We start from the raw sequence: 18,488 nt of genomic DNA, 5'->3' as shown, positions 1-18,488 counted from the left end.
ACTATGTTTAATTCTCTTACTTCGTTGTTCAAACAACTTATCGACGGCTCGGATTTGAGCAAAACCAGTGCACTATCGCCAAACATGGCGATCGCATGTCTGCTGTGTGAAGTGTCTGGTGCGGATCATCTAATTGATGAAAAAGAAGAAAGCACAAAGCGTTCTTTACTGATGAAGTTGCTCGAGTTAAACGAGCAAGAATCGGAGCAATTACTTGCTCAGGCAAAAGAAAAAACGCAAGACGCTACCTCTTTGTACGATTTTACTTCCCAGCTTCGAGAACTCACACAAGAGACTCGCTACAACTTGATTAAGAGCATGTGGGAAGTCGCTTATGCCGATGGACAAATCGACCCACTTGAGGATGCCGTAATTCGCAAAACCGCAGAACTCTTGTACGTTGACCACAGCGATTTTATCCGCGCAAAACTGCAATCACAGTAACGCTGTGGCAATAAAACTTGTGCTCAATGCTCATTTTCTACCAATAAAAAAACGCGCATGACGCGCGTTTTTTCTTCAGCCAACGACATTGTTATTAAAATATTGGTCAAGGTATGAATGTGTTTGACAGCTTCTACACTAAGCTACATCCATGACAAAACAACAATGATTGGATGACGAATTAATTACAGCATGGTGAGCGCAAGCTTCGCTAGGTTGTGCGCGTCCACGTAGCCCGAGTGCTGACGCCCTTCCCACTCAATGCCTTTTGCTTCTTGCGCAGCTCGGTGGCCAATTCGCTTGTCTTTTAAACGGTTTTGAATACGGTACAGCGTCGCGAGATTGATGAATTCCGTAAACGGCGCTTCAATGCCTTTTTGTTTACACTCTTCAAGAAGAATGACATCGTCACGCCCCCAAGAAGCATAAATCTTGTTGCGACCACCAAAGTTCTTAATCATAGATTTGATTACTTCGGCCAATGGTCTGCCTTGCTTTTCGATTTTACGCGGCGTGATGCCCGTCAGCTCGGCACAAAACAGTGACACTTCATCATGTTCTGGCTTCACGTAGTATTGAGCACGCTTGACGATCTCGCCTTTAGACAAATCTATTTCAGCTAACCCTACTTCGATGATCTCTCCCGTGCGGCCGACGCCATTCTCGCTCCAGCAGCACATTTCTAAATCGAAGCAGACGATACGGTTATGGTTCATAGCTTGTCTTGGTTCCTAGCGTAAATTTGAAAGGGTGCGATTCTACCGCAACACTATGAAAAACTCGAATTTGCGCGCTGATTTAATCACCGATCGACACGGTATTGCGGCCATTTTCCTTACTTAAGTACAGTTGAGCATCCATTTTGTGGTACAAGTTTTCCGGATCTTCGTCGTGATGAACTACCGCACCAATACTCAATGTGCAAATTATAGACGCCTCTTCATAGTCAAATGACGAGCTCGCCACGATGCCGCGTAATTTTTCAAGATACGCTTCTAGCTCTTCTGTGTCCGTCACCGTGGAAAGAATACAAAACTCATCTCCACCTGCGCGATAGAATCGGTCACCCGCATTTAAGTTGGCATTAACCAATTTCGTGACATGAAGTAACGCTTCATCACCCGCCAAATGGCCGTGCTTATCATTAATCACTTTAAAGTGGTCAATATCGAAACCAACCAAAGAGAACGGTTTACCGCTATTAATTTGATTGAGCAAATTGTCGTTAAATACTCGACGGTTCAACAATTGCGTCAGAGGGTCTAACTCGGCCATGCGTTTAAGCTCAACCGTTTTAATATCAAGCATTTCGGCTAAACGTTCTTTTTCTCGTGACTGTAAGTTAACTATGTAGCTGATCAAAAACGCAATCAGAAGACCTGCGATGGTCGTTCCCGTTAAAATGGAGCGCTCCCAAGCAGACACGGCATCTGAAAGTTTGAAATCAATTCGCCATTGTCGATTAGGCAGCTGAATCGTTCGGCTGATCACTTTACCGCTGATCCGATCCCAGTTTTCACTTTGAAACAAAAACGGGTCATCAGAGGCATCAAAGCCTAAGTCTTCCACTCTGACCGACATCTCAAGTTCCGTCGCTGTCTTAGTGATAAGTTCTTCGAAATAAACAGTGCTACGAATCACACCTGTGACCACACCCAACAGGTTTTTATTCTCGAAGTCAAAGACCGGGTGATATACCAGCAAGCCCGATTTGGGGATGGATTTGTCGTAGCCGTCTTGAAGCAGACGAACTTTATCGGAAACATTTGCGCGTTTGTGCGTCGAGATGTCGTCAAAGATCAAATCAAAACGCTTTCGAGAGAAGTAAAAACCAAGTAAAGATAAGTTGGCTTGGGTTCTTGGGTAGATGTCCGTTGCAACGTAAACAGGAGTGTTGTTTTCTAGAATGTAGCCAAAGGTTTTGGGCTGATCTTTTGGAACAGTAAAGATTTGGTAATCTGGGTATGTTTGACGCATTTTAGCAATGTGCGCGTCTAAATCTTCTCGCTCTACTCGTTGCATCCACTGCAAACCAATCAAACTGTGCGAGCTATTGATAACCTGCTCTGCATAAACGGGAAATGCTGACCAATAAGAACTGTCTATAGAATGATAAAAATTGGCCCCCGCTCCGATAAATTTCAAATCATTTTCAACATTTGCTTTTAGAGATTCAGCTTGTCGATCTGCAAGGGTTGCAAAAGTAGCGAGGGTATATCGTTGCTGAATTTGGTAGGCCACACCAACTACGCCTGCAGTGACGAGGAGCGCCGCTACAAAAGCAGAAATGGAATCAGAGTGTCTCTTTATAAAGCTCTTTTGAGCAGTGCTTGTGGTCATCTCGTCTACTGATATTTCCGTAAGTTAAACTTCGGTATTTAGGGAAATACTGCGTTACCAGCGAATAAACATCAAGCAGCAACCTACCAAGCTTAGTCCAATCGTTGATTTTTCACGCTGATCGTACGGTATATTCACGAATTATTACAGCCTTAGGCCTTGAATATGCTACCATCCGTCATCATTTTAATGTCTAAACTTGGTGCAAGATCGCAAAGACGATCGCTTTTAGTCAATAAATTGAGCCAACACTGAGCACCGAGCAATCAATAGAAAGAGAAAAAACGTCATGAACATTGATTTGAACCTAATTCCTCAAACGTTCGATATGCTGCACGCAGGCCTTGCTGCTTCGAGCGTATTGCTTCTTCTGATCGCAGTATCACGCAAATCAAAAGTGATTGAGAAAGTGGTAGAGAAACCTGTCGAGAAAATCGTCGAGGTTGAAAAGCCAGTCGAGAAGATCGTTGAAGTGGAAAAGGTTGTAGAAGTAGAGAAAGTCGTAGAAAAAGTGGTGGAAGTTGAATCAAAACTTGCAACAGCTTCTACTGATTCTGCAATGCAGCTGCTTTCTATCATGCAGCAAGAAGCGCGTCTAATCGACTTCTTGAAAGAAGACCTAACTTCGTTCTCTGATGAAGAAGTAGGCGCTGCGGCTCGTGTTATCCACACTGGCGGTCAAAAAGTATTGAACGATTACGTGACACTTGCGCACGTTCGTAACGAAGAAGAAGAAACTCGTATTACGGTTGAAGAAGGCTTCAACCCACAAGAAATCCGCCTAACTGGTAACGTGACAGGCAGCGCGCCGTTCCAAGGCACTCTAGTTCACAAAGGTTGGAAGGCAACGTCTATGAACCTGCCTAAACTGGCTGAGAACTACGATGCTTCTGTGATTGCTCCAGCTGAGGTTGAGCTGTAATGGAACACATGAACCAAGAAAACCTTTCTCAAGAGACAGCGCAAGAGCAACAGTCTCCTAAATTCAGTGTTGGTATCGACTTAGGTACCACTCACTGCGTAATGTCTTACGTTGATACTCAAGACGAAGACGCTCGTGTACAAGTCATGCCTATCCCGCAGCTAACAGCTCCGGGTACTGTAGAAACTCGCAGCCAATTAGGCTCGTTCCTATACCAGCCGCATGAGCATGAAATGAACCCGCAATCACGCGTTCTTCCATGGTCGAGCGAACCAAAGGCACTTGTCGGTGCGATTGCTCGTAACCTAGGTTCAAAAACACCAATTCGTTTAGTTGCTAGTGCAAAATCTTGGCTTTGCCACGCTGGTGTAAACCGTCGTGACGCATTCCTACCAGCAGGTAGCCCAGAAGAAGTGGAAAAAGTATCCCCTCTTCGCGCGACAGAGCTATACCTTGAGCACCTAAAAGACGCTTGGAATCACGCGAATCCAAACCACAAACTTGCCGATCAAGACGTTACCATTACGGTTCCAGCTTCTTTCGATCCTGCGGCTCGTGACCTGACAGCCGAAGCTGCACGCAACGTTGGTTTTGTGCACCTAACGCTTCTAGAAGAGCCTCAAGCTGCGCTTTACAACTGGATTGATAACAGCAACGACAAATGGCGCGACGAAGTTGAAGTTGGCGACATCGTGCTTGTGGTCGATATCGGTGGTGGTACAACCGACCTTTCTTTAGTTGAAGTAACAGAAGACGAAGGCAACCTAACTTTGAATCGTATCGCGGTAGGTGAACATATCCTACTTGGCGGTGACAACATGGACCTTGCACTTGCGTACCGCTTGAAGATGAAGCTAGCGCAAGAAGGCAAAGAGCTACAGCCATGGCAAGTTCAGGCGATGACGCACGCATGTCGTGATGCTAAAGAAGCGCTATTGAACGACAGCGAGCTTCAGTCAGTGCCAATCGTTGTACCAAGCCGCGGTTCTAAACTGCTTGGTGCAACGCTGAAAACTGAACTGACTCAAGAAGAAGTACAACAAACATTAGTTGACGGTTTCTTCCCTCAAGTTGCGATTACAGACCACCCTGTTCAACGTAACCGTGGTGCACTAACACAAATGGGGCTGCCTTACGCACAAGATGCGGGTATTACTCGCCACATTGCAGCATTCTTGTCTAAGCAAGCACACGCGCAAAGCGGCGGAGAATCAGCGCAAGCTCAAGATTTCAACCCATTTGCAAACATGCCAGGTATGCCTGGCGCGGATGCAGCGCAATCGGCTGACTTCATCAAGCCAACTGCAATCCTATTCAACGGCGGTGTTCTGAAATCGAAACTTCTAGCAACTCGTCTAGAAGACACGATCAACGAATGGCTACTAGAAGCAGATGCAGAAATGGCGAAACGCCTAACAGGTGTGGATCTAGACCTTGCGGTTGCTAGCGGTGCGGCTTACTACGGCTCTGTGCGTCGTGGTCAAGGTGTGCGTATCCGTGGTGGTATTGCTTCGGCGTACTACGTGGGTATCGAAAGTGCGATGCCTGCGATTCCGGGCATGGCGCCTCCAATGGAAGCACTTTGTGTCGCACCATTTGGCATGGAAGAAGGCTCAAGCGTTGACGTACCAAGCCAAGAGTTTGGTTTGATCATCGGTCAGCCAGTTAACTTCCAATTCTTCGGCTCAACCGTTCGTCGTGATGACCTAGCAGGTACTCACCTTGACTACTGGGCACCTGAAGAGCTTGAAGAGCTACCAGAAATCCAAGTAACGCTGCCTGTATCTGAAGGTCGTCGTGAAGGTGAAGTGGTTCCAGTAACTCTTGCTTCTCGCGTCACAGAGCTTGGCACGCTTTACTTAGAAGCCATCGCCGCAGATAACGGGCAAAAATGGCATGTTGAGTTCGATGTGCGCGAAGACGCGAAAAGTGACTCAAAGGAAGAACAATAATTAGAAGTCAAACGGCATCCAATCGGGTGCCGTTTTTAAATACACGAAGGTTTGGTTTTGTATGGCATCTCCTCGTTTCCTTGTTGGCATTGACCTTGGCACCACAAACACTGTGGTGGCCTACTGTGAAATAACCGACAACCTTGAACAATCCGAAGTATCCCTATTTGACATTGACCAACTGATTGGTCCGGGCGAAGTCGTTCGTAAACCACTTCTGCCCTCTTTCCGCTATCATCCAGCTGTAGGTCAAATCTCCCCTTCTGACCTCACTCTTCCTTGGGACAACGAACCTGTTGCCGGCGACATTAACAATGTAATCGTTGGTGAATGGGCTCGCGAATTAGGCGCGAAAGTAGAAGGCCGTCAGGTATCCAGCGCGAAAAGCTGGCTCTCACATCAAGCGGTTGATCGTAACTCAGACATTCTTCCTTGGGCTGGTGCGCAAGACGTGGATAAAGTCTCGCCAGTTATTGCCAGTGCAAGTTACCTCAATCACATTCGTCAAGCATGGAACTACCGTCATCCAAGTAACAAACTCGAAGATCAAGACGTAGTTGTCACCGTTCCGGCATCATTTGATGAAACCGCGCGTAAACTGACACTTGAAGCCGCCGAGCTTGCTGGCTTGAAAAAAATCGTCTTGCTCGAAGAGCCACAGGCGGTGTGTTACGACTGGTACGCACGCCACCAGCAAACCGCGGCTAACGAATTAAAAGATCTGCCACTAATCCTTGTTTGCGATGTGGGTGGTGGTACAACAGACTTAAGTCTTATCGAAGCTAAGTTCACTCATGACGACTTAGCACTTGATCGTATTGGCGTTGGTGAACACTTAATGCTAGGGGGTGATAACCTCGACTTAGCGTTAGCGCACCTTGCTGAAAGTCGCTTCAGTCAAAACAAAAAACTCACTGCAGCAAGCCTGACTAAGCTGATTCAACAAACTCGTAAAGCCAAAGAAAACCTGCTCTCAACAAGCGCGCCTGACGAAGTAAAGATCACCATGCTAGGCAGTGGTTCTAAGCTGCTTGGGGGCACAAAGAGTATTGCTCTAAGCAAACAAGAAGTGCACCAAATCGCATTAGATGGCTTCTTCCCGCTTTCTGATTTCAGTGAAGTACCAGACAAACGCCGCAGCGCGGTTGTCGAGTTTGGTCTTCCATACGTTGCTGACCCAGCCGTCAGTAAGCACGTTGCCGAGTTCTTAACTCAACATCAGCAAGTGTCTCGCACCGCTCTTGGCATTGAAGACGACAAACAAAACGCGATCCCAGTTGGCTTATTGCTGAACGGTGGCGTGTTCAACAGTGATCTGGTAACTGAACGTGTCACAACCCTACTTTCTGACTGGCGCGGCGCACCAGTTACGGTATTAGATAACCCACATCCAGATTGGTCAGTCGCACTAGGTGCTGTTGCGTTTGGTAAAGCGCGTCGTGGCGCACAACTGAAAATTGGCGGTGGTGCTGCACGCTCTTACTTCTTGCATCTACAAGAAAAAAACAAGATGGGCAAAGCGCTCTGTTTGCTCGCAAAAGGCACAGAAGAAGGTCACGAGATCCGCTTAAGTGGTCGTCGTTTCTCGCTTACCCTAGGTGAGCCCGTTCGCTTTAACTTGCTGACTTCTACCCACGACACCTTAACCAATAACACCGCTATTCAAAACGGCGTGATGGTTGATGTTGACCCAGACTTGTTTGCTCCGCTACCGCCTTACATCACCACACTTGAAGGTGAAGGCGCAGAGCTACAAGCCAACCAGAAAGAGCGTGTCGAAGTGCAATTGGCTTGTCAACTAACAGAAGTTGGCACTCTTAAGATGGAGTGTGTCAGCGCCGAGGACGACAAAAAACGTTGGGAACTCGAATTTGAAGTTCGCAATAAACAAACCGATGAGGGTGAGGAAATTCAGCTTCATCCAAGATTGAACGAATGCAAGGAACTGATAGCTCGCCTGTACAGTGGTAACAAGAAAAGCGCAGAAGGCAATGAGATCAAAACCTTAGCGAAAGATCTTGAGAAAAAACTCGGCAAACGCGATGAGTGGGATTTCACCACACTCCGTCAGCTTTTCGATACTTTTGCGCAAGGTCGTAAGCGTCGTCGTCGCTCTGAACAACATGAGAAAAACTGGCTTCGTTTGGCTGGCTTTGCACTGCGTCCGGGCTTTGGCGATCCAACCGACTCTTGGCGTATTGAGCAAGTTTGGGGACTGTACCAGCAGAACATTCAGTTCAAAAACCATCAAGGCTGGACAGACTGGTGGGTATTCTGGCGACGTATCGCGGGCGGTCTAAGCCAAGAACAACAAGAAACCATTTTGGCAGACATCGCAAAATATCTGCATCCCGGCGCGATGAAAAATCCGCAGTCAGCAAAAGCAGCTCAGGAGATGGGTTACGAATCCATGGTGCGCCTTTCAGCCTCTCTGGAGCATCTAGAAGTGGAAGATAAAGTCCTGCTGGCGACGTGGTTCTTAAGCAAAGCCATCAACCAAAACCAGTTTGAACAAGCACACTGGTGGGCGATGGGACGTTTGGCTTCTCGCACACCGCTTTATGGCAGCCAGCACAACGTCATTCCTCGTGAACAAGCTGAGCAATGGTTACCTAAGCTTTTGGAACAAAATTGGCTGAAAGAACCAATGATCGCTTTCGCAGCCGTAATGATTTGTCGTAAGACGGGTGACCGATTATTCGATATTTCTGACGACTACCGGGAACAAGTTCTAACAAAACTCAAACAGAGCAAAGTACCTGAGTCGTGGGTATCGCTGGTTGAAGAAGTGAAAGAGCTTTCAGAAAGCGAATCAAAACGTGTCTTCGGTGATGCTTTACCAAGCGGTTTAACGCTGGTTCATCATTAAATCCACTTTACAAAAGAAGACGAGTTAAACGTACAAAGCCCTTCCGACGAAGGGCTTTGTTTATCGCATTCTTTTGGTTTTGACCGCGCACAACGCGCTAATTCATTTCTGTCGTAATCACCACATCGCGCGTTTCGTTATCCATATCACTAATACCGACCACCGACACTTCTCTGTCCGATAGAGTCTCAATTAGGCTGTCTTCTAATCCACCATCAGCAAGCCAAGAATAGAATTTATCCGCAATACGCTCCGAACCTTCTCCGACAAACGTTAATGTGACCTTCTTCATTTGTGACACTCCATCAATTTACGATTCAGCCACTTAAGCGTAGTATGTTTCCTAAATATCGACATACACTAAGGTTAACTTCTTTTATGAGTATCGAAAAATTTGACGCCATCTATCAACGTGCCGCCGAACGAAAAGGTGGAGAAGATCAGCTCGAAGCACTGCTGTCGCATCCATTAAGTAAAGAAGAGTTAGCTGCCATTCCAAACGACCGTTGGTTAGCGGCATTTTCGATGAAGGTATTTCAAAGTGGCATCTCGTGGAGCGTAGTTCGTAAGAAATGGCCGAACTTCGAAGAGGTCTTTTTCGGCTTTAAGATTGAACCATTGCTGATGCTGTCTGACGAACAATGGGAAACCAAAGCGACCGATGAGCGCATTATTCGCCACCTAACGAAAGTGATGTCGATTCCTGCCAATGCTCGAATGATCCACGAAGCATCAATCCAGCATGGGTCATTTGGCAAAATGGTTGCAGATTGGCCTCAGGAGAAAATCACTGAGCTTTGGGCGTATCTAAAAAAACATGGCAACCGTTTGGGCGGTAATACAGGGCCATATACTTTACGTCAAATGGGTGCTGATACGTTTATTTTGTCTAACGATGTGGAAGCATACTTGCGCAATTGCAAAATCATCGAAGGCGGAAAAGACACCAAAAAATCTCACGATGCAGCAACCCAAGCGTTTATGCAATGGCAAAAAGAGAGCGGTCGTATCCTCACCGAAATCAGTCAAATCATTGCATTTAGTACCGGTGATAATCGACTCTAACGACAAGTTGATAAGCACATTGGCTCTTATCACAGTGTGCTTTTGCTGGCCATATCTCTAGCTCCACTCTTGGCTTCATTAAACTTCAACCACCTTCCCATCTTGAGAATTACAAATAATTGTCGTATCGATAAAATTAATTTTTCATACAATATTTTTATTTATCAAACACCTACCTATGGTTGATGTTTTATTAGGCATGTTTTATTGATTCTGCTCAATTGCATTGCCTATTCAAACTGACTAGGATACACGCCCTTCCTGAGTGAACTATCAAAAATAAAATCGAGAAACTTGCTCGAGTTTCTCAACAGTTCACGAACATTCTCGACAATTATATTCATTTCATGATTTTTAGCGCACTTGAGCGCTGATTGAAACGACCATTGCTCCGTACTCGAAAGATTTCGTATTCGCGCTTTCTTACGTGGAGTTATTTATTTCATCAAGGTTGGTCAAACGGATGATGCCCCTTGAATGCATTTACTGGAGGACAAAAAATGCCAAAAGGTCTAATGCTGACTGACTTAGCCATCGCAGGCTTACTTTTGATTGTAGCGAAAGTGATTCGCGTGCACACGCCATTGCTACAACGCATGTACATTCCATCTGCTGTATTGGCAGGTTTATTTGGTCTCGTGTTTGGCCCTGCCATGCTCGATCTATTACCGTGGACAGACACGTTTACCGCTAACGCAAGCCTATTAACCGCTGCACTTTTTTCTGCGTTAGGGTTAGCAACGGATGTTCCATCCCCAAAAATTGTCGCACAACGCGCAGGCTCGTTATGGGCATTTAACCAAATTGCTTCTGTCTCACAGTGGTTATTTGCTGCAATGTTTGGCCTGCTCTTAACTACATTTTTCTGGCCAGAAATCAATCCTGGCTTTGGCGTAACAATGTCTGCGGGTTTCATGGGTGGTCATGGTTCAGCCTCAGTTGTGGGAGATATTTTCACGGGTCTTGGTTGGGAAGATGGCTTCACGCTTGGTTTGACCTTTGCGACAGTCGGTATCTTCATCTCAATTTCCATCGGCATGCTGATGCTTCAATTTGCTCTAAAAATGGGTTGGATTCGAAGCTTTACAACTTTTGACAGCATGGATGAACATGAACGAAAAGGTCTTGTAAGACCAACAGAACAAGAACCAGTGATGAAAGACACAATGTCTTCACTCTCTGTGGATTCATTTGCTATTCACGCAGCCCTTGTCGTCGTCGTTACGGCTTTCTCTTATGTCGCAGCAAACTACTTATCGTCGTTCCACGACAAAGTACAAATTCCGACATTTGTAACGGGCTTTTTGGGCGGAATGCTCGTACGAATTGTCGCGAAACAAACCAAAGCGTCACGATACCTTTGTGATGGAGCATTTAAGCACGCGGCTGGTATCAGCACCGACTACCTGATCATATTTGGTATTTCAGCAATCAAAATTACTGTTCTTGCTCAGTACCTTGCGCCAATGATCGTACTCGCCATTGGTGGCATCGCATTTACGTTGTGGCTGATCTTCTGGGTTGCGCCTCGAATTATGGGCGATGATTGGTTTGAAAAAGGCATATTCTCCTGGGGCTGGCTAACAGGCACAGTTGCAATGGGCATCGCGCTATTGCGCATTGTTGACCCTAAAATGCGTAGCAAAGTTCTGGATGACTACGCCATTGCTTATGTACCTGGTTCAATTACGGATATCTTTATCATCTCTCTGATGCCTATCGCGATGTATAACGGTATGGAGTGGCAAGCACTTGGTGTCGGCTTAGCTTATATCGCAGTAGTCCTGTTCATCTGGAGATTTGTATTTAAACGCAGTGGCCAAACGGTAACGGACGCGTCTTAAGTACTCCGGCTCGGGAGATTTTTCCTCCCGAGCACATCTTTATTCATCTTTTTCCTTTTTACTCCTCTCTTTAAAATCCCAATTGAGAAACCGCTTCAATCTCTAATGAACAAATAAGCAACTTGTTTTATATATGAGATTTGCAATAGCAGTCACACCTTCTCATTCTTTTTTAATACCGATATAACCCCATTTTTATTCCAGAATAGCAGCCTATAAAATGACAAAACTGGAGGCTGGTTGTGCGTGGTTCACGAGGATTTACCCTTATCGAGTTAATAATGTGCATCATCATTCTTGGTGTTGTTGGCGTTGTTGCCCTGCCCAAGTTCCTCGGAATACAAAAAGACGCACGAATTGCCGTTTTGTATGGCGCAAGAGAAGCGCTAATGACAGCCAACAACCTTGTTTACACTAAAGCCGTTATTCAGTCTCAAGAGAACATCAACTCAGAAGACACGCGAAACATCGACTTAGATAACGACGGAGTAAACGATCTTATTGGTTACTTTGGGTTAATCAAAAACGTGATTCCAGCAAAAGAGCTTGCCGGTTTTGACCCACAACTCACCATCAACAAATGGTACGGCGCCGATTCAGAGACTGAACCCTACTTCCTTATCGGCTTTGCCAACAAACCCGTGAGCATCCATCACCTGTGTTATGTCGAAGTGTACTACCCTAAAACACCAGGCGGACAACTTCGCTATGGAATTCAAACTGAAGACTGCTAAAAACCCTCCCAAACAAGCTTCAAAATTGTACATTTTGAAGCTTTCTACTTTTAGCGCTAACTTACGCGCCAAAACCTCAACTTAACATAGATTTCACATAATATTGTTGCATGGTTTTCTTGCAGCGAGAAAGCAAGTAATTCCTGAGCGCATATATTCAAAATCGACACAATCTGTTGTTTTCTTCTTCGCTCAAAAATTGTGCTTGTAAACTCATCATTTCGCTCAATAATAGTTCCATAACAAATTCAATAATTTAAAGCAGGAGGCGTAATGAGAATTTTCTGGCAGCTGCGTTGGTATTTCCGACAAAAATGGAAACATTATGTGGGTTCCATTCTTTTATTTGCAGTAATCTCTGCCCTTCAGCTGGTTCCACCCAAGGCAGTCGGAGTGATTGTCGATGGCGTTGTTGATAACACATTAGAAACAAACACGTTAATCATGTGGTTGTTAGGCCTTATTGTTCTACTTTTCACCATCTACGGGTGCAGAATCCTCTGGCGTATATGGCTATTTGGTGCGAGTTGGGAACTTGGAACCATTTTACGCAACCGCCTTTACCGCCACCTTTCGACTCAACCTCCCCGCTTTTTTGAACGATACAAAACTGGCGATTTGATGGCGCGCGGCACGAACGACGTAAGAAACATCGTTATGACAGCTGGCGAAGGGGTATTAACGGCAGCCGACTCGGTTATCACAGGCATAGCAGTATTGATCATCATGGTCACGCAAGTCAGTTGGAAACTGACCGTTATGGCCCTGTTGCCAATGCCATTTCTCGCGGTAATTATTTTCTTTATCGTCCGCATTCTTCACCAACGTTTTCGTGTCGCGCAGGAAGCATTCTCTTCGATGTCCGATATGACGCAAGAATCCCTAAATGGTGTGCGAATGCTGCGTGCTTTTGGTTTAGAAAACCAAGAGCAACAACGATTTGAAGATGTCGTTGACGATACCGGTGCTAAAAACATCGCGGTAGCAAGAGTAGATGCGCGCTTTGACCCTGCGATTCAGTTGACGATTGGTCTTTCGTTTCTTCTTAGTGTGGCGGCAGGCGCGTATCTGGTCGACAAAGGCGAAATCACTCTTGGTGATTTGACAGCCTTCACCATGTACTTGGGTTTGATGATTTGGCCAATGCTAGCGTTCGCATTCTTGTTTAACATCTTAGAGCGCGGTTCTGCCGCATGGAATCGGCTACAAGAAATCTTCGATGAACAACCAGAGATCATTGGTGGTACACAACCTCTAGATAACAAACCATTACCGCTACACATCAAGATTGACGCGTTCCATTGGAGTAAAGAACTCCCACCAGCTCTTGCCGCTGTGGACGTAACGTTAGAGCCAGGGAAAATGCTCGGAATTGCAGGCCCAGTAGGCAGTGGCAAATCGACGTTACTCACCCTGCTATTGCGTCAACATGATTTAGAAAATGGCACCATTCAGTTTGGCGATGTCAAAATCAAAGACGCTATCTTACCTCAATGGCGTAATCGCTTTGCGGTTGTGAATCAGAGTCCATTTTTGTTCTCAAAATCGATCTTTGACAACATCGCTCTTGGTAATCCTCAAGCAACAAAGGAGCAAGTTTATCAAGCAGCGAAATTGGCGTGTATCCACGACGATATAGAGAAATTCCCTGACGGATACCAAACCGAAGTTGGCGAAAAAGGCATTACTCTTTCTGGCGGTCAGAAGCAGCGTATTGCGATTGCACGCGCCATGCTTCTCAACGCTCAAGTGTTAGTTTTAGATGATGCCCTATCCGCCGTAGATGGTCGAACCGAACACCAGATTCTCAAGAACCTTGAAACATACTACCGTGATCAAGCGTTGATCGTTATCGCACACCGATTAACCGCATTGGAAGCGGCTGATGAAATCATCGTTCTTAATCATGGCCATGTCACCGAGCGAGGAAAACATCATTCTCTACTCGAACACCAAGGCTGGTACGCAGAAATGTTCCAGTACCAAAAACTCGAACAAGCAATGGAGGAGTAATCAATGAAACAAACCAGTACATTTAAGCGGTTGTTGTCTTATCCATTGTCTCAGCCGAAGCCAATGATAAAAGGCTTAGCTTTGCTGTTTATCGCGGCGTTAGCGAGTGCGAGTGGCCCTTGGTTGATCCAGTATTTTATTGATGAACACATTGCCAAAGGCGACTACTCTCGTAACGTATTGATTGCTTTAGCGTTGGGCTACGTGTCACTTCAAGTCATTTCAGCAACGTTCCAATATCTTCAATCGTTGCAATTTAGCATGGTGGCAACGAACACGATCAAAACCATTCGCAAGCAAGTGTTTTCGGGAGTGATCAAACAGCCACTTTCTGCGTTTGACTACACGCCTGCTGGTAAGCTTGTTTCTCGAATCACGAATGATACAGAATCACTTCAGCAGTTTTACGAGTTGTTAATCGCGACCGTGGTTAAGAACGTTGTGATGATCGTGGTGATGTTGGGTGTCATGTTCTTCATGAGTTGGAAGTTGACGCTGGTTGTTCTCGTCCTGTTACCGATCGTAATTGGCTTTATGTATCTGTTTAAACAACTCAGTACCGAGAGTTATCGCAGAATGCGTGACTTGCTCACGGACATTAACGCCAACTTAAGCGAATCAATCCAAGGGATGAGCGTGATTCAGCTGATGCAACAAGAAGAGCGCTTTAACAAACAATTTAACGAACTCACTGCTGAGCATTTGGTCGCATCCAAAAAAGTCATTCGCTTAAACGGGTATCTGCTGCGGCCTCTCATGGATCTGTTGGCTGGCCTTGCCCTACTCTGCTTAGTTGCCATCTTTGGCTTTAATGGTGTCGAGTTGATTGGTGTCGGTGTACTTTATGCGTTCATCAGTTATTTGGCGCGTGTGACCGAACCTCTGATTGAAATGACCCAACAACTTGCACTTTTACAACAAGCGTTGGTGTCGAGTGAACGTGTTTTTGAGTTGATTGATGCGAAGCCACAAACTTACGGTGACGATCATAAACCACTTAAAACGGGCTCAATTGAGCTAAGTAATCTGACGTTCAGTTATGATGGTAAGCAAGATGTATTGAAAGACATCTCCTTGAAAGCCGCTCATCAAGATTTTATCGCGCTGGTCGGCCATACGGGCAGCGGCAAGAGCACGTTAGCATCTTTGCTCATGGGCTTTTATCCAACCAATGTGGGCAAGTTATTGATTGATGGGCGGCCACTTAATATATTGGGTAAAGACGTACTTCGCAAAGACGTAGCAATGGTTCAACAAGATCCGCACATTCTCCCAGCCTCTGTACGTGAGAACATTTCTCTTAGCCGAGCAGTGAGCGATGAGCAAATATGGGATGCGTTAGATAAGGTAGGTTTGTCGGAGCAAATTCGCCGCTATCCAAACGGCTTAGACACTCAACTCGGTCAAGGTGAAACCAACCTTTCGGCAGGTCAAAAGCAATTACTTGCGTTAGCCCGAGTGTTAGTAGCTAAACCAAAAATCTTAATTTTGGATGAGGCAACGGCAAACATCGATTCAGGAACTGAGGCTCTCATTCAAAAAAGCTTAAAAGTTTTGCGCCAGAACATGACGTTAGTGGTCATTGCTCACCGACTGTCCACCATATTGGATGCAGACCAAATTGTGGTTCTACACCATGGTGACTTGGTCGAACAAGGCACGCATAAAGCCTTATTGCAACAAAATGGTCGCTACGCTCAAATGTACCAGTTACAACAAGCGAATAGACACCTTCAACAGATTGAGCAAGAAGATGCTAAACAACTAGAAGAAGCTGTTTAAGCACTGTACAAGCCACCTGAAAATCGCAATGCAGGTGGCTCCATTTAGTTAAATCCATTCACAATTTAAACTAATTTTTTATTTCTTACCTATTATTGACATAACCCCTCGCTATATAACGCAAGGTCATTGTAAAATCGTAACGAACTTCAGCTCAACTTCTTGCCGATGACTCGGTGAGCTGATTACCTATTTCTCATATTGCATATTAATCTCATGACACAAGTCCATGGACAAAGATAAGTTTACTAACATCTATCGCTTGCCTGGTTCGATTCAAATTCGTATCGGTAAATGGCAAAAAACGTTCCGCGGCACCTCTGATTTGGTTTTACATCAGGCGCTAATGGAGCGTAATAAACAGTTAAAAAAACCAGACTTTCTACCTAAAGGCTGGTGTGTTACTCCTATTGACGAAAACGACATCACCATTACGCACCACGGTAAGTACATCCAAACAGTCATGCGTACCATGTTAGATAGAAAGGTATCGTATAAGCGGCTGTTCATGTCGCGTATGAATGCAGAAGATGGTGAAAAGGCACTTCGAAAATACAAATTGGAGTGGGTTCAAAAACACAATCAGATTGCGAAAAAATACAACCAAATCAAGAAAAAGCAGTACATGAATTTTGCAAGGGAAGAAGAAGAAACACTCTACCCTTCCATTCCAAAAGGCGAGTTCGACAAAACACTGTGGAACAAATTGGTTATATCCACTTTTGGTCCAGAGAAGAAATACAAAAATCCTCACTTTGTACGCAAAGCAGACATCTAATTAAACACCCCTAAATTTAGGGGTGTTTATCTACACGTTAATACAATAAAAATGCAAGACTGATATTCAACTCAAGTAAACTCGAGATACTTGAGTTCTCGTTTTTGACCTATGGCGTTGAAGGATTGAAATGACGCCATAGCGGTTAATTTAATGACGAGCGTCAGCGCCAAATTCTACTTCTTTATAGATATCGGCCAGTGACTTCTTACCTTGTTTGTCTTTGGCTGAACGCTTTTTCTTTGCATGATAGTGATATTCTTGCTCCTGAAGTGCTTCTTCGTGCTCTTTCGCTGACTGCACAAACTCAGGGTTCGCAAGTGCTTGTTGGCGTAAGCGGTTTACTCTCTCAAGGGTTTCCCACAACATACTTCACCTCCAAACCAGATACTGTATATAAAAACAGTATTGTTTATAATTTCCTCCTAGTCAATATTCGTACTCCTTCGTTTACGGGGATTACATCAGCCCTAAGCCTGTGTAGTGCTCAGGATATTTATGGATGATTTGTTTTAGATAATTTTGATGCTCACGCAGCGCGTTGACACATTCTCTGGACAACAATCCTTGATACACCCATTTCTCCAACTCAAGCAAGGCGTAAGGTATCGACCAAGCTTGGCGATATGGGTGATGAGTCGTAAGCACATCGAATGCGTTAGCCACCGCAACGATTTGCGCTGCAATTGGGATCGCCTCTTTCTTCAAACCGTACGGATAACCAGAACCATTAAGGTTTTCGTATTGGTACGTAATCATCTGCAAAAACAGCGTCACGCTTGGGTGAACTGGATTACCAATACGCGCCACTATATCGTCTGCAGATTCGATACACTGCTCGATATGTTGAAGAAGAATCGCCTCCTGCTCTCTCGTGTAACGTGTTCTACTACAGGCTATTTCTATCGGCAGTTGAATATCGCTCAATGCATGAAACTGCGCAAACGTACCAATATGCTCAACCGTTTCGTCATTGAAATGATGATGATCCGCGAGTTGTGTGGCGATTAACTGGCTGTAATATTTCATCCGTTTAGTATGGGCATAATATTCTGGCGAATAACCCGGCATCATACCCTGCATTCGATCGGCAAGCGTTTCGATGGCATGAACGACATGATCCTCAGACTCAACAGCAAATTGAACCATCTCAAAATAAGGCTTAAGTCCATTCAATGCTTCAAGCTTAAAAGCTTGGGGCTGGGCAGAATTTAAAAAGACAAATCCGGTAAAGGCTTTGTTGTCATAGCAAGGAATCGCGACTGATGACTGATAGCCTTCTTTAAGCAGGGTTTGTATGCGGGAACAATGATTGATGTCGTGAATATCATCGACAATACGTGGTATTGCTTTTTCAGCGGAGATAGTAAGGTTGTGGAGCTTTCTAAACGGCGCCTCATGATGGGCCAAGCACCAAGTATCAAATTCACTTTCGGCGAAAGATTTGAGCATGTCTTGATGAGGATGATATTTCGCAAACGACACCCTATCGATACACGGCAAATGTGCCTGCATTCTATTCTTCAACGTTTGCAGTTGCTCATTAAGCGGTTTAGCAAACGGGTAAAAACTCCGGTGCGCCATACTTCACCTCCACACCCAAGTAGAGAAACCAGAAGAAAAAGCTCCTTTCTGTCAGAAATTTTGATGATCTTAGAGCGGCTTTTCCCCACTTAAATAATTGATATACCACAATCTAAGTGTACGAAATAAAAACAGTTTTCCGCCAATTTTTTCACCGAATA

15 protein-coding genes are annotated in these 18,488 nt (G+C 45.1%); 10 read left to right on the top strand and 5 right to left on the bottom strand.

What is annotated here, in order from left to right:
- The first annotated feature begins 3 nt into the window (after nucleotides 1-3).
- Nucleotides 4-444: a TerB family tellurite resistance protein gene (locus tag ACF8CV_RS13075; protein WP_045602070.1), complete on the top strand. Its 441-nt coding sequence runs from the start codon at nucleotides 4-6 to the stop codon at nucleotides 442-444.
- A 185-nt stretch (nucleotides 445-629) separates the two neighbouring features.
- On the opposite strand, the gene ACF8CV_RS13070 is transcribed toward ACF8CV_RS13075, so the two are convergent.
- Nucleotides 630-1,160, bottom strand: coding sequence for a 3'-5' exonuclease (locus ACF8CV_RS13070; RefSeq protein WP_005454828.1), 531 nt, complete (start codon nucleotides 1,158-1,160; stop codon nucleotides 630-632).
- An 82-nt stretch (nucleotides 1,161-1,242) separates the two neighbouring features.
- A complete protein-coding gene (locus ACF8CV_RS13065) occupies nucleotides 1,243-2,784 on the bottom strand; it encodes a sensor domain-containing diguanylate cyclase (RefSeq protein ID WP_005495145.1) in 1,542 nt (513 codons plus the stop codon).
- Nucleotides 2,785-3,073: 289 nt separating this feature from the next.
- On the opposite strand from ACF8CV_RS13065, the gene ACF8CV_RS13060 reads away from it, so the two are divergent.
- From ACF8CV_RS13060 to ACF8CV_RS13050, 3 genes are all read left to right on the top strand, one after another.
- The gene (locus tag ACF8CV_RS13060) at nucleotides 3,074-3,706 is read left to right on the top strand and encodes a DUF2760 domain-containing protein (RefSeq protein WP_065770851.1); all 633 of its coding nucleotides are present in this window, start codon (nucleotides 3,074-3,076) and stop codon (nucleotides 3,704-3,706) included.
- Nucleotides 3,706-5,658: an Hsp70 family protein gene (locus ACF8CV_RS13055; RefSeq protein ID WP_171056006.1), complete on the top strand. Its 1,953-nt coding sequence runs from the start codon at nucleotides 3,706-3,708 to the stop codon at nucleotides 5,656-5,658. The genes ACF8CV_RS13060 and ACF8CV_RS13055 overlap by 1 nt, the downstream gene beginning before the upstream one ends.
- A 61-nt stretch (nucleotides 5,659-5,719) precedes the next feature.
- Nucleotides 5,720-8,527, top strand: a complete 2,808-nt coding sequence (locus ACF8CV_RS13050; RefSeq protein ID WP_138938711.1) for an Hsp70 family protein — start codon at nucleotides 5,720-5,722, stop codon at nucleotides 8,525-8,527.
- A gap of 97 nt (nucleotides 8,528-8,624) precedes the next feature.
- Here ACF8CV_RS13050 and ACF8CV_RS13045 read toward each other — a convergent pair whose 3' ends face one another.
- Nucleotides 8,625-8,819 (bottom strand): hypothetical protein, encoded by a 195-nt coding sequence (locus ACF8CV_RS13045; protein ID WP_005455030.1) that lies wholly within the window; start codon nucleotides 8,817-8,819, stop codon nucleotides 8,625-8,627.
- An 86-nt stretch (nucleotides 8,820-8,905) separates the two neighbouring features.
- Between ACF8CV_RS13045 and ACF8CV_RS13040 the strand changes: the two genes are divergently transcribed.
- The 6 genes from ACF8CV_RS13040 (at nucleotide 8,906) to ACF8CV_RS13015 (ending at nucleotide 16,743) form a co-directional block, all read left to right on the top strand.
- Nucleotides 8,906-9,592, top strand: a complete 687-nt coding sequence (locus ACF8CV_RS13040) for a DNA-3-methyladenine glycosylase I (protein WP_171056007.1) — start codon at nucleotides 8,906-8,908, stop codon at nucleotides 9,590-9,592.
- Nucleotides 9,593-10,092: 500 nt separating this feature from the next.
- Entirely contained in the window at nucleotides 10,093-11,436 is a 1,344-nt protein-coding gene (locus ACF8CV_RS13035) for a sodium/glutamate symporter (RefSeq protein ID WP_138938713.1), read from the top strand.
- 242 nt (nucleotides 11,437-11,678) lie between these two features.
- Nucleotides 11,679-12,170: a prepilin-type N-terminal cleavage/methylation domain-containing protein gene (locus ACF8CV_RS13030; protein ID WP_005454955.1), complete on the top strand. Its 492-nt coding sequence runs from the start codon at nucleotides 11,679-11,681 to the stop codon at nucleotides 12,168-12,170.
- Between the two features lie 273 nt (nucleotides 12,171-12,443).
- A complete protein-coding gene (locus ACF8CV_RS13025) occupies nucleotides 12,444-14,183 on the top strand; it encodes an ABC transporter transmembrane domain-containing protein (protein ID WP_138938714.1) in 1,740 nt (579 codons plus the stop codon).
- A gap of 3 nt (nucleotides 14,184-14,186) precedes the next feature.
- On the top strand, nucleotides 14,187-15,965 hold the full coding sequence (locus ACF8CV_RS13020) for an ABC transporter transmembrane domain-containing protein (RefSeq protein ID WP_138938715.1): 1,779 nt from the start codon (nucleotides 14,187-14,189) through the stop codon (nucleotides 15,963-15,965).
- Nucleotides 15,966-16,194: 229 nt separating this feature from the next.
- Nucleotides 16,195-16,743 (top strand): hypothetical protein, encoded by a 549-nt coding sequence (locus ACF8CV_RS13015; protein ID WP_138938716.1) that lies wholly within the window; start codon nucleotides 16,195-16,197, stop codon nucleotides 16,741-16,743.
- 150 nt (nucleotides 16,744-16,893) lie between these two features.
- On the opposite strand, the gene ACF8CV_RS13010 is transcribed toward ACF8CV_RS13015, so the two are convergent.
- Both ACF8CV_RS13010 and ACF8CV_RS13005 read right to left on the bottom strand, forming a co-directional pair.
- Nucleotides 16,894-17,112, bottom strand: a complete 219-nt coding sequence (locus tag ACF8CV_RS13010; RefSeq protein ID WP_005455055.1) for a hypothetical protein — start codon at nucleotides 17,110-17,112, stop codon at nucleotides 16,894-16,896.
- A 90-nt stretch (nucleotides 17,113-17,202) separates the two neighbouring features.
- Nucleotides 17,203-18,327 carry an HD-GYP domain-containing protein gene (locus ACF8CV_RS13005; RefSeq protein ID WP_138938717.1) on the bottom strand — a complete coding sequence of 375 codons (1,125 nt, stop codon included), beginning with the start codon at nucleotides 18,325-18,327 and terminating at the stop codon, nucleotides 17,203-17,205.
- Nucleotides 18,328-18,488 lie beyond the last annotated feature (161 nt).

Source organism: Vibrio sp. zbq_1 (genome assembly GCF_043102935.1).
Classification (GTDB): Bacteria; Pseudomonadota; Gammaproteobacteria; order Enterobacterales; family Vibrionaceae; genus Vibrio; species Vibrio parahaemolyticus.
Note: the sequence above shows the minus strand (reverse complement) of the source record. Positions and strands in the feature narration are given on the sequence as shown.